The following is a 15,337-nucleotide window of genomic DNA, read 5'->3' on the forward strand; positions in this document are numbered from 1 at the left end:
CGTATTTTTATTTTACATAGTAATCATCATTTAATTCAGGAAAATAAACAACCGCTTCAGTATAGTCTCCTTCTTTAGATGATATCATGATTTGATGTCCTAACTTTTCACTTGTTCTTTTAGCTAAGTAGAGACCCATACCGGTTGATGCATGGTTTTGGCGACCATTTTTACCCGTAAAACCCCTTTCAAAAACACGAGGCAAGTCTTCCTCTGCAATACCAATACCGTTATCTAGAATAAATAATTTTCTGTCTTGGAGTAGAATTTGAATTTCTCCGTTCGAAGGAGTGTATTTTAAGGAATTTAATAATAGCTGATTAATAATAAATAATAATCCTTTTTTATCCGATAGAACTTCTAAAGGCTCAAGGGATAACTTCAAACTGATTTTTTTAGCAATAAACTGCTTGGAATTTACTTTAATTACCTCTTTCACTAACCTTTCAACATTCACTTCCTGTATTAAATAATCCTTACTAAAATCATTTAGACGAGAATAATATAGAGCCTGTTCAATGAAGTGTTCTATTTTATCCATTTCCTCTTTTAAACTTTCTACATTCCCATCCGTTTCAAAGATCATTTTACTCACTGAGATGGGGGTTTTGATTTCATGGACCCAAGAAGTCATAAATTCAATCCATTCTTTTTTCTCGTGAGTCAACTTATCCAGACGACTTTCATATCTAGCTTGTTGGGATTTAATGATTTCTAGGATTATTTTTTGTTCGAACGTTTTCACCTTTGGTAGAATTAAGTTTTCCCCACTTGAAGATATTTTTTTATAAAAAGACACCTTTTGTAAATACTGCAAAAACAAATAGATCAGAAATATAATGAATGTAATTAGCCAAATATACTGGAAGCTACTTACATGAACATTAAAATGTGGATCTAAATAAATGACAGATGAAATAAAAAACATAATCATAAAATAGGTAATGATAAGCCAACGTTGATCAGTCAAATAATTAATAAATTTCATCCAGAATGTATCCTTGTCTCTTTTTTGTTACAATCGTTTCCTGTAATCCAATTGACTCAAGCTTTTTTCTTAGTCTATTTACATTCACGGTTAGGGTATTATCATCAATAAATTCCTCGTCTTCCCACAATGCTCTCATGATTTCATCTCTAGATACAATCCAACCTACATTTTTAATTAATAGATACATGATTTGATATTCATTTTTAGTCAAAGTTAATTCATGGGTTTTATATGTAATGGTTGCTCTTCCAACATGGAGTACTAATTCGCCAGCTCTCAGCGTCTCTATTTCTTCTATTTGACGATTACTTCTACGTAATACTGCCTGAATTTTTGCCACTAATACCTCAAGAGCAAATGGTTTTTGGATAAAATCATCCCCACCTAAATTCATTGCCATTATAATGTCCATTGTTTCCGTTCTAGATGAAATGAAGATAATCGGAGTATCAGCTTTTTGTCTAATTTTATTGCACCAATAATACCCATCGAAACTAGGGAGATTGATGTCTAACAGAACTAAATCAGGTTTCTCATTTGTAAATTGATCGTCAATACTTTCAAAATGTTCAACCATAACCGTTTGGAATCCCCACTTTTTAAGATAATCATTCACTAGTGTACGGATCTTTGGATCATCTTCAATTATCATTACTTTTTTCATATTCATTCTCCGGACTTGTTTTCCTTTATTATACAAAAGAATTTGAAAACCCGGGCGAAAATTGCTTTTAATAAACACATTTTTCCTTAAATGTTCATCGTTATTTGAAACATACTAATAAGGCAAGAGACCACCCGAAAGGATTGCTTGCTAATGTTATCGAAACAACAATTAAATGAGTTTAAATTACAATTGCAAAGCTTAAAAGGCGATTTAAAAGAGAGATATGAAACGAATGATCATTTTGATTTAATGACAGGTCACTTCCATGAGTCAATGGGTGAGCTTTCTAGTTATGATAATCACCCTGGCGACGAAGGAACGGAACTGTATGAGAGAGAAAAAGATATTGCCTTAAACGAACATTATCGAAATGAGTATAAAAATATAAACAAAGCTCTAGAAGCAATCGACAATGGGACTTACGGCAAGTGCGAAGTTTGCGGGAAAGAGATTCCCCTTGAACGTTTAGAGGCACTTCCTACGACTACTTATTGTATTGACCATACTCCTGACCAGGTAACTTCACACGAGCGTCCACTAGAGGAAGGGGTTTTAATGCCTCCATTCGGTAAGTTTGACATGGACGAGACAGATGAAAATGTTGCCTTTGATGCTGAAGATTCTTGGCAAGTTGTTCAGAGCTGGGGTACATCTGAAACTCCATCAGACTTCGCCATTCCAGAATATGATCATTACAACGATGTCGGAAATGAAAGCAATGAAAATGACGGCTACGTGGAAGACTATGAAAATTTTGTTGGTGTTGATATGGAAGGGAATATCACCGTCTATCCAAGCAAACAGCATGAACGATATGAGGCTTCCTTAGATGAAGAAGACATCATGACTCCTTTTGGAGACTTACCTGCCTTTGAACATGATCCTTATGTGGATGACGATAGGGATGGAAAATAATAGAGGCAACCTTACAATAGGTTAGCCTCCCTAGACATCTTATGGTTAGTCTAGGGAGGCTATTTTTTATCCTATAAAGAGGCTAAAATAGTTGCTCAAATACTTCATTTAAATTATGAGCCCTTGTTTCATCATTTTCTTCTTTAGCATGGTTAATTTCATCTGGCAGAATCTTATCTAAAAAGTTAATTTCTTCTTCAGATAAGTCTCTAACAAAAAGTTCTTCTGAATCATATTCTTTATTCTCAATTCTCGCATAAATATTTTTTGCTGTAGAAGACCGGTCTGTATAGTTTGAAATAATTTCTCTTAAATATCCTAAAGGCTTGTTCAAAACACTTCACTCCCAAAAATTAATCTACACATACACATTTAGATTGTGCTTTTCCGTATTTAAAATATGTACGAAGATTAACAACTCTTTTTCATGTTATTCCCATCACTAATTAAATGAATTCGATACAACCTAATAAATAAATAGTAGAACATACTAGAGGTGTTTAATATGAGAACAAGAAACTCATTTGTCGTATTAATTATTGCTTTTGTGCTTATATTAGGCATTGGCTTATATCGTATCGTGCCTAATCGAGATGATGACCAGCCCCAACAATACAGGATGACAAAGACAGATACTGAAAATGAGCCACAAAAATATTTAGATTTAAATCACTTATACACCAATGAATCCAGAACAAGAAAGCTTAACGAAGATAAGGAAGTTCACATTATCCATCATAATAAAAAAGATAAAAGTCACTACTATGAGCATGACGTTGCAGTAAAATTTAAAGAGGTACCCGATGAAAAACATCTTAATGAAATTTCTAAAATTAATGATGGGGAGTTTATCAAAAAATTAGGTCCAATCTATGTATTTCGTTCAAAAAGTCTAGAAACACCAGACTTATTAAATTACTTCCGAAAAAACGAATCCATTGAATATGCTGAACCTAATTTTATTCTCTTACAAAATAACGTCGACCCTCCAAACGATACTTTTTATAAAGAAAGATATCAATGGAATTTCCGTGCCATACGCGCGGAAGATGGCTGGAACACATCAAAGGGTCATCGAAATATTACGATAGCAGTAGTTGATACAGGAGTAGATTTAGATCATCCTGACTTAAAAAAGAAACTAATTAGAGGATATAACGCAATAAAAGATAATGGTGATGCAAATGATGAAAACGGACATGGAACGCATGTAGCCGGTGTAATCGCTTCTCAAACGAACAATCGTGAGGGAGTGGCCGGTCTAAACTGGTATGGTAAAATAATGCCCATTAAAGTGTTGGGTACGGATGGATTTGGTTACACTTTTGACATTGCAAAAGGGATCATTTGGGCAACTGATCACGGTGCCGATGTCATCAACCTTAGCTTAGGGAATTATCAACCTTCTGTCCTTTTAGAAGAAGCGGTACGCTATGCATATGATAAAGGGGTCGTACTAATCGCAGCAGCAGGTAACGATAGTACAGATCAACCTAGCTTCCCTGCAGCTTATAAAGAGGTATTAAGCGTATCTGCCTTAAGCTATACAGGAGACTTAGCCTTCTTTTCAAACTACGGAAATTATATTGATGTAACCGCACCAGGCTTAGATATTCCAAGCACCTATTTTCAAGAACAATACGCATCATTATCCGGGACTTCAATGGCCTCTCCACACGTGGCAGGTTTAGCAGGATTAATTAGAGCCACCAATCCAGAGTTGAGTAATAAAGAAGTCATGGAAGTGATTAAACGCTCAGCCTATGATATCGGAAAACGCGGTAAAGACAGCTATTACGGTTACGGCTTAATCGACGTAGACGAAGCACTAAAAATGGCAAATAACTTATAACTTATAGAGTAGCTTAACCGCTGCTCTTTTTTGTGTATAAAACCCTATTCAAAAATCCCCTCATATAGGAAATAAAAGAAAAAATAACAATTTTAGCTAAATTCTATTTCCTTTCGACACATTTCTGTTTAAACTAGAATTACAGAATGATATAGACAGAGGGGAATTAAATGAATAAGATTACTAGGATTCTTTTATCGTTGACTGTACTTCTCGGTCTCTTTTTCCTACCGACTTTAGGAGTGGCAAAAGACGATCAGACAGTTAAAGATGAGGAAACAGCAACAGAGGGAGAAACAAGTAAAGAAGAAGAAACTTCTAAAGAAGAGGAAAAGCCTGAGGACAAGGACACTCAAGAAGAGGAAAAGCCAAAGGAAGACGAAAAACCTAAGGAAGACAATCCTCAAGGAGAAAAACCTGAAGAGGACAAACCGAAAGAAGAAAAACCTAAAGAGGAAAAGCCAAAGGAAGTAAAAAAACCTAAGAAAAAAGTAAAAAAGAAAAACCCACAAAAAATGGTCTATTTGACGTTTGATGATGGACCTAATCAATATACTCCAAAAATTTTAGATACCCTTAAAAAGAAGAAAGTAAAAGCTACTTTTTTTATGATAGAAGGTAACATAAAGAGAAATCCTAAAACTGTTAACAGAATGGTGAAAGAAGGGCACTACCCAGCATTACATAGTGTAACTCATGATAAATATAAATTATATATGGGTAGTCCACTCAATGTAATGAGAGAAATGGAGAAAACTAGAAAGACCTTAAAATCAGTTTCAAAGTTTGATAGTAAACTGACACGAGTACCTTATGGCAGTAAACCATATATGAATAAATCATTCCGAGATCCATTAGCACAAAAAGGGTACAAAATGTGGGATTGGAATATAGATACATTAGATTGGAAATATGAAAGAAGCAATCCAAATCAAATTCTCACTAACGTAAAAGCAGGACTTAAAGGTAAAAAGGGGCCATTTATCATTTTATTTCATGATCGAAAAGGTACTGCCGAGAAATTACCTGAAATCATTGATTATCTTAAAAAAAATGGATACACCATTGAAGCCTACAATCCAAAAGAACATGTTATGATGAATTTTTGGAAAGACAAGAGATTATGATAAAAACGTGATTCCTACTCGGAATCACGTTTTTTGTCTTGCTATTTTTTTGATTATATTAAGTTCTATATGTCCATAATGTAAACAACTGAGCTGTACCGAGGTGAAACATTTGCCACACCATTTCTATAGAAATTTCATTAGACTTCCTTTGATAACCCGAATACTTCTTATGGCTTTAATTTTTGTGTTCTCTTTTGGCATAATCATCTTTTGGATTGAGCCACAAACATTCCCTACTGTTTTTGAAGGTGTCTGGTGGGCAATCATAACGACTTCAACTGTAGGCTATGGAGATTATGCACCAGTCACTATTTTAGGAAGAATAGTGGGAATCACGTTGATTTTATTAGGTGCAGGTTTTGTATCTACTTACTTTATTACTTTAGCAACAGCAACTGTAACAAAACAAAACAATTTTATAGAAGGAAAAGTTATGTATAAAGGAAAAAATCATTTTATTATCATTGGCTGGAATGAACGATCGAGGGAAATCATTAATAGGGTTCAAAATGAAGATAAATATCGTTCTATTATTCTAATTGATGAGACTTTAGAAAAGAATCCCCTCCTGAATCACTCTGTTCATTTTATTAGGGGAAGATCTAACCGGGATGATGTCTTAATAAAAGCCAATATCCTTAGCGCTGACAAAGTGCTTATAACAGCTGATCAGAATAAGGATGAACTTCAAGCTGATATGTTTACCATATTAACTCTACTCGCCATAAAAGGGTTAAATTCAAAGGTTCATTGCATTGCCGAAATTCTTACAACTGAACAAATTTCCAATGCTAAAAGGGCCGGTGCAGATGAAGTCATTCAATCCAATATTTTAACAAGTTTTGTCATGGTAAATAGTCTAACGGATGAAGGCATTGCTGAATCCATATTTCCCTTGTTAGATCATTTGAATGGAAATAAATTATCTTTTTCAGAAGCTGACCCTTTTGTAGGGAAAAGTTTTCTTGATGCTAACTCTGTACTATTACACCAAGGAACACTGTTACTAGGTATAAAAAGAGGAGAAAACACGATCGTGAATCCTCCTAATGACTATACAATTGAAACTAATGATCAACTATTGCTTATAGAGAAATATTTAATTGAATAAGTTATTCAACTTGCAAGGTTGTTTCTAGCTCAGAAACTAACGACTTTCCTAGGTCTACATATTTATCAGGAAAGCTTGCATCTTTATCAACTGGTTCAGAGAATTGATTAAAAGTAGCAGAAGTGTTATCTGTATGCGCGTGGTCATCTAAGCCTCGTTGGTATTTATGTGATAGTAAGAACGGTCTATCTAATGCAACTGTACAACCATTTGAGTCTAACTGACCATCAATTGCATGAAATGGTAACCTTAAAAATTGATAGCCCACCTCATCATCTATTTTATAATCAAAATAGCCGTGGTCATAATCCCAGTTACCGCCAATGGTATATCCAAGTGGTTTCAGTAACTGCTCAAGCTTATATAAATCAAAGTGTGCTCCTTCTACACGTGAAGGTATCTCAATCATTACAAGTTCCCCCTTCAAAGCTTTTTTTTAGTTTCTCCAAAAAAAAGAGTGTTAATCAACATTTGACTAACACTCAAGGGGAATTGTGTATTATTTCAGTCTCTTTTCTAACTCTGCTTTGATTTCTTCAAAACCAGGCTTCCCTAATAAAGCAAACATATTTACTTTATAAGCTTCTACTCCCGGTTGGTCAAATGGATTCACTCCTAATAAGTATCCACTCATTGCACAAGCTTTTTCAAAGAAATAAACTAGATAACCAAATGTGTACTCATCCATTTGTGGAATCGAAACGATTAAGTTTGGAACTCCACCATCTGTATGTGCTAGCATCGTACCCTCAAATGCCTTGTTATTTACAAAGTCAATGGTTTGACCGGCTAAATAGTTTAAGCCATCTAAATCGTTATCTGCTTCTTCAATAGTCAGCTCATGACGAGGTTTTTCAACTTTGATAATGGTTTCAAACAAGTCACGACGACCTTCTTGAACATACTGACCTAGTGAATGTAAATCTGTAGAGAAATTTGCTGAGGAAGGGAAAATTCCTTTTTGGTCTTTACCTTCACTTTCACCGAATAATTGCTTCCACCACTCAGAAAAGTATTGTAAACCTGGCTCGTAGTTAATTAACATCTCAATCGTTTTACCTTTGTTATAAAGAACATTTCGAACAGCTGCATATTGATATGCTAAGTTATCATCTAATTCAGAATGACTAAAATCTTCACGAGCCTGAGCTGCTCCATTCATCATCTCTTCAATGTTCGCTCCGCTCACAGCAATTGGTAAAAGTCCAACGGCAGTTAAAACAGAATAACGGCCTCCAACATCATCAGGAATAATAAATGACTCGTAGCCTTCTTCTGTAGCTAGAGTTTTTAACGCACCTTTTGCTTGATCCGTTGTAGCATAAATACGTTTACGCGCTTCTTCTACACCGTATTTTTCTTCTAACAGCTTACGGAATAAACGGAAAGCGATAGCTGGTTCAGTTGTTGTACCAGATTTAGAAATAACGTTAATAGAGAAATCTTTTCCTTCTAATAAGTCCATTACGTCTTTCATATAGGTTGAACTAATGTTGTTCCCTACAAATAAAATTTGTGGAGTTGTACGTTTTTCTTTTGGTAATGCATTGTAAAAGCTATGTTGTAACATATCGATAGCAGCACGAGCTCCTAAGTATGAACCACCAATACCGATTACTAGTAAAACATCCGAATCGCTTTTAATTTTTTCGGCTGATTTTTGAATGCGACTAAACTCTTCTTTATCGTACTCAACAGGAAGGTCAATCCATCCTAAAAAGTCACTTCCAGCTCCTGTTTTTTCATGTAAAGAATGATGAGCAACTTTTACAAAGTCACGTAAATATGTAATTTCATGTTCTCCAAAAAATTGAAGTGCTTTTGAGTAATCAAAGCTAACGTGAGTCATGTTTGGTCCTCCATTAATATGTATTCTGGGCTAATACCTTGTTGTGTTTATCAAAGAACTATGTAAAACAGCCTCCCTTATCACTTTACCCGAAAGCTGTGATAGTTATCAAGAATAGTTCTATTATGTAAGCGTGTCCAATTATGAAATATTTTTAGACATTGTTCAAACAGTCTTAATATATTACGATTTGCTGGTTTTTAGTCTGTTTTTATAAAAAAGCTTCTTGAATGTTGCCCGTTGATTTCCGCTCCAGGCACTTGCTTTCCGCAGGGAGATTAAAGAATCATGAAAAAATCCAAAAGCCGATTTTTTCAAAGAGCAGATTCTTTCTGGATGTGAGCCTCCTCGGCGTGCCGCCTGTGGGGTCTCCCATTCCCTCTATCCCTGCAGGAGTCAAGTGCCTTCCGCTCCAATCAACTAAGACTTTTAAAAATGAAAACACATATAACCTAAAAAAAGATGCGTAAACATAACAGTCTACACATCTCTCTAATCTTATAGTGATGCTTTGTAAATAGCTAGAACGTCGTCATGGTTTAATTTTTTGAAGTTACCGAATTCTCCGTTTGCCATTGCTTTGTCAGCCATTACGTCTAGTTTGCTGTCGTCGATGTCGTAATCAGCTAAGCGAGCAGGAGCACCAATGCTATTCCAGAACTCACGCAGTTTATCGATACCTTCTAGGGCAATTTCTTCGTCTGACTTCGCTTGTGGATCTACTCCAAATACACGAATAGCTAACTGTTTGAAGCGTTCAACGTTAACTTGTAAATTATGTTTCATCCAGTTAGGGAATAGGATTGCTAACCCTCCGCCGTGCGGGATATCATAAACAGCTGAGACAGCGTGCTCGATATTATGTGTTGCCCAATCTCCGCGGTAGCCCATTGAAAGCATTCCATTAAGAGCCATTGTGCCGTTATATAAAATGGTTGCACGATGCTCATAATTTTCTAGGTCTTCTAATAATTTTGGTGCTGTTTCCATAACAGTGATTAGAAGAGACTCACACATACGATCTTGTAATATTGTATTTCCTTCTGGATGGAAATAATGTTCGAATACGTGAGACATCATATCCACGATACCGTAAACCGTTTGGTCTCTAGGTACTGTGAATGTATTTACAGGATCAAGAATAGAGAACTTTGGAAAAACAGCCGGACTACCCCATCCGTATTTCTCGTTCGTTTCCCAGTTTGTGATAACAGAACCAGAATTCATTTCTGAACCAGTAGCAGCCAGTGTTAAAACTGTTCCAAATGGTAGAGCTTCATGGGCAAAGGCTTTTTTCGTTACTAAATCCCATGCATCTCCATCATACTTAGCACCTGCAGCAATTAGTTTTGTACAGTCAATAACACTTCCCCCACCAACCGCTAAAAGGAAGTCTACTTGATTTGTTTTACAAATTTCAACACCTTTATGTACAGTAGATAAACGCGGATTGGGTTCTACACCAGGTAGTTCATATACTTCAGCGTGCATTTCATCTAATAGGTCAATGACCTTATCATACAATCCGTTACGCTTGATACTTCCCCCACCATAAACAACTAAAACTTTATTACCGTATTTAGGTATTTCATTCTTTAATTCAATAAGCTGATCTTTACCAAAAATTAATTTTGTGGGATTCCAAAAAGTAAAATTTTGCAATGAAATCTCCTCCTTTTCAATACATATTATCAATCAAAAATATTTCGAATGCAAAAATAAAGATTGGGGAATGGCCATAAAAGTGACTAGACCTAACTTGCATTTTAGCTTTCCAAATTATCTCTCATTTTAAACTGTATTCCTATTTCATTGCCTGAACGTAATAAGTTTTTTCTGACTAAATATTTTTTAGTAAACCGGGTTAAAATCATGCATAAATTTATGGGTTCCGTATCACTATACTAAATGAATCCATTTTAAAGGAGGAAATAACAGATGAGTACTATACAACGTATTGCACTAGTTCTTACCATTATTGGAGCAATCAACTGGGGATTAGTTGGATTTTTCCAATTTGATCTTGTAGCAGCTATTTTCGGCGGCCAAGATTCTGCTTTAGCTAGAATCGTTTATGGCTTAGTTGGTATCGCTGGTCTAATCAACATAGGTTTATTATTTGTAACAAATGATGCAAGAGAAACGGAACCAGAGGCTAGGCCTACTCGATAATTTAAAGTTGGCTTCATGCCAAAAAAGGCATTTATCCTTTATTAAGGATAGATGCCTTTTCTTTGTATGGTTATACCCAACCTCTAAATCTTGAAGCCTCAGACATTTTTCTTGCTCCAACCATGTAAGCTGCTAGTCGCATATTTACTCTGCGTTGTTGTGCTGTTTCATAAACATTATTGAATGCCTGAACAAGGACTTTATGAAGCTTTTCATTTACTTCTTCTTCGCTCCAATAATATCCTTGATTGTTTTGAACCCACTCAAAGTATGAAACCGTTACACCACCGGAACTAGCTAGTACATCAGGAACTAATAAAATTCCACGGTCCGTTAATATTTTCGTACCTTCAATCGTTGTTGGACCATTTGCTGCTTCAACAACAATGGAAGCTTTGATATTCGCAGCATTTTTAGCTGTAATTTGGTTTGATATTGCTGCTGGAACAAGAATATCGCAATCTAGTTCTAGTAGCTCTTCATTTGAAATTTTATTTTCAAAAAGAGTAGTAACGGTACCAAAGCTATCACGACGGTCTAATAAATAATCAATATCTAATCCATTAGGATCGTAAAGAGCACCATATGCATCGGAAATGCCAATTACTTTTGCACCTGCATCATATAAAAACTTAGCTAAGAAGCTACCAGCGTTCCCAAAACCTTGGATGACCACACGAGCCCCTGCAATAGAAATTCCACGTTTCTTTGCTGCTTCCTCAATACAGATGGTTACCCCTTGTGCTGTCGCTTTTTCACGGCCTTGTGAACCACCAAGCACAAGTGGCTTACCTGTGATGAAGCCAGGTGAATCGTATTCACGAAGACGGCTATATTCATCCATCATCCAAGCCATAATTTGTGAATTCGTATAAACATCAGGTGCTGGAATATCTTTTGTTGGGCCAACAATCTGACTAATAGCACGGACGTAACCGCGACTTAAGCGCTCAAGCTCACCCATTGACATGGTTCTTGGATCACAGATAATTCCACCTTTTCCTCCGCCGTAAGGTAAATCAACAATTCCACACTTTAAACTCATCCACATTGATAATGCTTTTACCTCGTCTTCGTTCACTTCAGGGTGGAAGCGTACTCCACCTTTTGTTGGTCCTACTGCATCATTGTGCTGTGAACGATAACCAGTAAAAATCTTAACTGACCCATCATCCATTCGAACTGGAATACGCACGGTTAACATTCTTAAAGGTTCTTTTAAAAGCTCATACATATCTTCGTTATAACCAAGTTTCATTAAAGCTTCTTTGATTACAACCTGTGTTGAAGTAAAAAGATTTAGTGATTCTTCCATCTGTTGATTCTTCTCTTCTACTACCTTTGTAGCTCCCATCGTGGCACCTCTTCAATTTGAAAAATAAAATTTATGAACATTAACTTAGGCTCCTTTTACAAGGCAAAAAGAGCCTAAACATGTTTTAGCTTAATACTTTTTTAATACGCTCGATTGCCCAGTCTAAATCTTCTTCACTGATTACTAAAGGAGGAGCAAAGCGAATAACCGTATCATGAGTTTCTTTACATAATAGACCTTCTTCTTTTAACTCTTCACAATACTTACGAGCTGGTTCGGTTAATTCAACACCAATAAATAAACCGCGTCCGCGTACTTCTTTAATAATTGGGTTGTTAATTTCTTTAAGCTTGCTGATAAAATATTCTCCTAGCTTAAGTGAGCGCTCAGCAAGGTTTTCTTCTACTAATACATTCATAGATGCTACTGATACTGCACAAGCCATCGGATTCCCACCAAATGTTGACCCGTGTGAACCAGGATTGAAAACGCCTAATACATCTTTATTCGCAACTACACATGAAATTGGGAATACTCCCCCTCCCAGTGCTTTACCTAAAATGTACATATCAGGATTCACATCTTCCCACTCACAAGCAAACATTTTTCCAGAGCGAGCTAAACCAGCTTGAATTTCGTCTGCAATGAATAGGACGTTATTTTCTTTACATACTTCAAAAGCTTGCTTCATGAAGCCTTGTGGCGGAATCACAATACCAGCTTCCCCTTGGATTGGCTCAATTAAGAATGCAGCCGTGTTTGGAGTAATAGCTGCTTTAAGAGCTTCTAAATCTCCATAAGGGATTAGCTTGATTCCTGGAAGCATTGGACCAAATCCACGCTTATATTCTTCTTCAGATGATAAAGATACAGCAGTCATTGTACGACCGTGGAAGTTACCGATACATGCAATGATTTCAGCTTGGTTATCTTCCACACCTTTTACATCATAAGCCCAACGACGAGCTGCTTTAACTGCAGTTTCTACCGCTTCTGCACCCGTGTTCATTGGTAGGGCCATTTCTTTACCAGTTAGCTTACTAATTAATTCATACCATGGTCCAAGTTGATCATTATGGAACGCACGAGAAGTTAATGTAACACGGTCCGCTTGATCTTTTAACGCTTGGATAATCTTTGGATGTCTGTGCCCTTGGTTAACCGCTGAATAAGCACTTAACATATCCATGTACTTGTTGCCTTCCGGATCCTCAACCCAAACTCCTTCTGCTTTTGAAATTACGATTGGTAGTGGATGGTAGTTATTCGCACCATACTTTTCTGTTTGTTCAATAATCGAGCTTGATTTAGTTGCTTCTGTCATAAACAATGTCACTCCTTTTAATTGATTACATGAATGTGGATGCTTCCTCATGTAGTGTCCCTTGTTCTAGGTGAATTTACCGCTAATTTTAACACGACCAGAATAAGGGTGTTAACAATTTGCGGTAAACTGCTGTAATTGAATGAAGAGGGAGCTAATTTTAGTTTGTTTAGCTCCCTCTATACTGCGTTAATTTTAATAGTAACGTGGGGAATTTTCATTTATCCGCGAACTTTTCAATATATCCGCGTTTTTTTTGATTTATCCGCGAAAATTTGAATATATCCGCGCTTATTTTGATTTATCCGCGAAAAATTTAATATATCCGCGTTTATTGATTTATCCGCGAAAATTTGAGTATATCCGCGCTTATTTTGATTTATCCGCGAAAAATTTAATATATCCGCGCTCATCCTGATTTATCAGCGAAACCAAGATCCACCCGCACTTCCTAAATTAGTACATCTCAGAAGTAGTCTTCGCTTGCATGTGCAGTAATAAGTAGTCAGGGCCACCTGCTTTAGAATCTGTACCTGACATGTTAAATCCACCAAATGGTTGGTAACCAACAATCGCACCTGTACAGCTGCGGTTGAAGTATAGGTTTCCAACGTGGAAATCTTCACGAGCTTGCTCGATGTGTGCACGGTTTCTTGTAATAACCGCACCTGTTAAGCCGTACTCTGTGTTGTTTGCGATTTCGATTGCTTCTGTGAAATCTTTTGCTTTCGTGAAACCAACCACTGGCCCGAAAATTTCTTCTTGCATTAAGCGGTCGTTTGGCTGAAGGTCTGCAATAACTGTTGGTTTAATGAAGAAACCTTTAGAGCTGTCTCCTTCTCCACCTGTCATTAGCTTGCCTTCTTGTTTCCCAATTTCCACATAGCTCATAATTTTATCAAATGCGCTTTGATCGATAACAGGACCCATGAATGTGCTTTGCTCTTCAGGGTTTCCTAACGTTAATTCGTTAGTTAATTCAACGACACGATTTAACACTTGATCATACACATCTTCAACGATTACCGCACGTGAGCAAGCAGAACATTTTTGTCCAGAGAATCCGAACGCACCCGCAACGATCGATTGTGCTGCTAGTTCTAAATCTGCCTCGCTATCCACTACGATTGTATCTTTACCGCCCATTTCAGCGATCACACGTTTTAACCAAATTTGGCCTTCGTTTAATTTAGAAGAACGTTCGAAAATACGTAATCCCACATCACGAGAACCTGTGAATGAGATGAAACGTGTATCTTTATGGTCTACTAAGTAGTCTCCCACTTCTGCACCGCTACCTGGTACGAAGTTTAGAACACCTGCAGGAAGACCCGCTTCTTCCATTACTTCAACAAACTTAGCCGCTACAATTGGAGTAGTAGAAGCTGGTTTTAAAAGAACTGTGTTACCTGTAACAATCGCCGCTACAGTTGTACCTGCCATGATTGCTAAAGGGAAGTTCCAAGGAGAAATGATGACACCTACTCCTAGAGGAATATATCCATAACGGTTAAATTCATTCGGACGGCTGTTTACTGGAACACCATCTTTAATTGCTAGCATTTGACGAGCATAGTATTCTAAGAAGTCGATTGCTTCTGCTGTATCTGCATCCGCTTCTTTCCAAGGCTTTCCTGCTTCTTTTGTTAAAAGAGCAGAAAACTCATGTTTACGACGACGGATAATCGCTGCTGCTTTGAAAAGCACATCCGCACGAGTTTCCGACTTCACTTTTTTCCAAGTTTTAAATGCTTCCACAGCTGATTGCATCGCTTTTTCAGCAAGCTCACGGTTCGCTTTTGATACGCGACCGATCACTTCTTCTTTATTAGACGGATTATTAGAAACAATTTTATCTTCAGTAGAAATGCGCTTTCCGCCGATTAATAGATCATAATCTTGGCCAAGATAGCTCTCTACTGTTTTTAACCCTTGTAAATAACCTTCACGTTCTGTTTCATTTGTAAAATCAGTAAACGGTTCATGTTTGTAAGGCTGTACCATTCTATCC

General features: G+C 36.7%; 14 protein-coding genes. 5 read left to right on the forward strand and 9 right to left on the reverse strand.

What is annotated here, in order from left to right; translation table 11 throughout:
- Positions 1 to 7 precede the first annotated feature (7 nt).
- Positions 8 to 988, reverse strand: a complete 981-nt coding sequence (locus SM124_RS09805) for a sensor histidine kinase (protein ID WP_322446346.1) — start codon at positions 986 to 988, stop codon at positions 8 to 10.
- A complete protein-coding gene (locus tag SM124_RS09810; protein ID WP_322446347.1) occupies positions 975 to 1,655 on the reverse strand; it encodes a response regulator transcription factor in 681 nt (226 codons plus the stop codon). Before SM124_RS09810 ends, SM124_RS09805 begins: the two co-directional genes overlap by 14 nt.
- Positions 1,656 to 1,808: 153 nt before the next feature.
- Between SM124_RS09810 and SM124_RS09815 the strand changes: the two genes are divergently transcribed.
- A complete protein-coding gene (locus tag SM124_RS09815) occupies positions 1,809 to 2,573 on the forward strand; it encodes a TraR/DksA C4-type zinc finger protein (protein WP_322446348.1) in 765 nt (254 codons plus the stop codon).
- 82 nt (positions 2,574 to 2,655) lie between these two features.
- On the opposite strand, the gene SM124_RS09820 is transcribed toward SM124_RS09815, so the two are convergent.
- The gene (locus SM124_RS09820) at positions 2,656 to 2,907 is read right to left on the reverse strand and encodes a sigma-G-dependent sporulation-specific acid-soluble spore protein CsgA (RefSeq protein ID WP_322446349.1); all 252 of its coding nucleotides are present in this window, start codon (positions 2,905 to 2,907) and stop codon (positions 2,656 to 2,658) included.
- A 171-nt stretch (positions 2,908 to 3,078) separates the two neighbouring features.
- On the opposite strand from SM124_RS09820, the gene SM124_RS09825 reads away from it, so the two are divergent.
- From SM124_RS09825 to SM124_RS09835, 3 genes are all read left to right on the forward strand, one after another.
- Positions 3,079 to 4,425, forward strand: a complete 1,347-nt coding sequence (locus SM124_RS09825; RefSeq protein ID WP_322446350.1) for a S8 family peptidase — start codon at positions 3,079 to 3,081, stop codon at positions 4,423 to 4,425.
- A gap of 170 nt (positions 4,426 to 4,595) precedes the next feature.
- Positions 4,596 to 5,552: a polysaccharide deacetylase family protein gene (locus SM124_RS09830; protein WP_322446351.1), complete on the forward strand. Its 957-nt coding sequence runs from the start codon at positions 4,596 to 4,598 to the stop codon at positions 5,550 to 5,552.
- Between the two features lie 172 nt (positions 5,553 to 5,724).
- A complete protein-coding gene (locus SM124_RS09835; RefSeq protein WP_322446352.1) occupies positions 5,725 to 6,666 on the forward strand; it encodes a potassium channel family protein in 942 nt (313 codons plus the stop codon).
- Between the two features lies 1 nt (position 6,667).
- Here the strand turns inward: SM124_RS09835 and SM124_RS09840 are convergent, their stop codons facing one another.
- The 3 genes from SM124_RS09840 to SM124_RS09850 all read right to left on the reverse strand — a co-directional run bounded on the left by SM124_RS09840 (position 6,668) and on the right by SM124_RS09850 (position 10,177).
- Positions 6,668 to 7,075 carry a YugN-like family protein gene (locus SM124_RS09840; RefSeq protein ID WP_322446353.1) on the reverse strand — a complete coding sequence of 136 codons (408 nt, stop codon included), beginning with the start codon at positions 7,073 to 7,075 and terminating at the stop codon, positions 6,668 to 6,670.
- A gap of 90 nt (positions 7,076 to 7,165) precedes the next feature.
- Positions 7,166 to 8,515, reverse strand: coding sequence for a glucose-6-phosphate isomerase (locus SM124_RS09845; protein WP_322446354.1), 1,350 nt, complete (start codon positions 8,513 to 8,515; stop codon positions 7,166 to 7,168).
- 498 nt (positions 8,516 to 9,013) lie between these two features.
- Positions 9,014 to 10,177 (reverse strand): iron-containing alcohol dehydrogenase, encoded by a 1,164-nt coding sequence (locus SM124_RS09850; RefSeq protein ID WP_322446355.1) that lies wholly within the window; start codon positions 10,175 to 10,177, stop codon positions 9,014 to 9,016.
- 276 nt (positions 10,178 to 10,453) lie between these two features.
- Here SM124_RS09850 and SM124_RS09855 point away from each other — a divergent pair, with 276 nt between their 5' ends.
- On the forward strand, positions 10,454 to 10,687 hold the full coding sequence (locus SM124_RS09855) for a DUF378 domain-containing protein (RefSeq protein WP_322446356.1): 234 nt from the start codon (positions 10,454 to 10,456) through the stop codon (positions 10,685 to 10,687).
- 70 nt (positions 10,688 to 10,757) lie between these two features.
- On the opposite strand, the gene SM124_RS09860 is transcribed toward SM124_RS09855, so the two are convergent.
- The 3 genes from SM124_RS09860 to pruA form a co-directional block, all read right to left on the reverse strand.
- On the reverse strand, positions 10,758 to 12,041 hold the full coding sequence (locus tag SM124_RS09860; protein WP_322446357.1) for a Glu/Leu/Phe/Val family dehydrogenase: 1,284 nt from the start codon (positions 12,039 to 12,041) through the stop codon (positions 10,758 to 10,760).
- An 85-nt stretch (positions 12,042 to 12,126) separates the two neighbouring features.
- A complete protein-coding gene (locus SM124_RS09865; protein ID WP_322446523.1) occupies positions 12,127 to 13,326 on the reverse strand; it encodes an ornithine--oxo-acid transaminase in 1,200 nt (399 codons plus the stop codon).
- Between the two features lie 456 nt (positions 13,327 to 13,782).
- Complete coding sequence (gene pruA, locus SM124_RS09870; protein WP_322446358.1) at positions 13,783 to 15,330, reverse strand: L-glutamate gamma-semialdehyde dehydrogenase; 1,548 nt, start codon at positions 15,328 to 15,330, stop codon at positions 13,783 to 13,785.
- Positions 15,331 to 15,337 lie beyond the last annotated feature (7 nt).

Source organism: Robertmurraya mangrovi, from assembly GCF_034427655.1.
Classification (GTDB): Bacteria; Bacillota; Bacilli; order Bacillales; family Cytobacillaceae; genus Robertmurraya_A; species Robertmurraya_A mangrovi.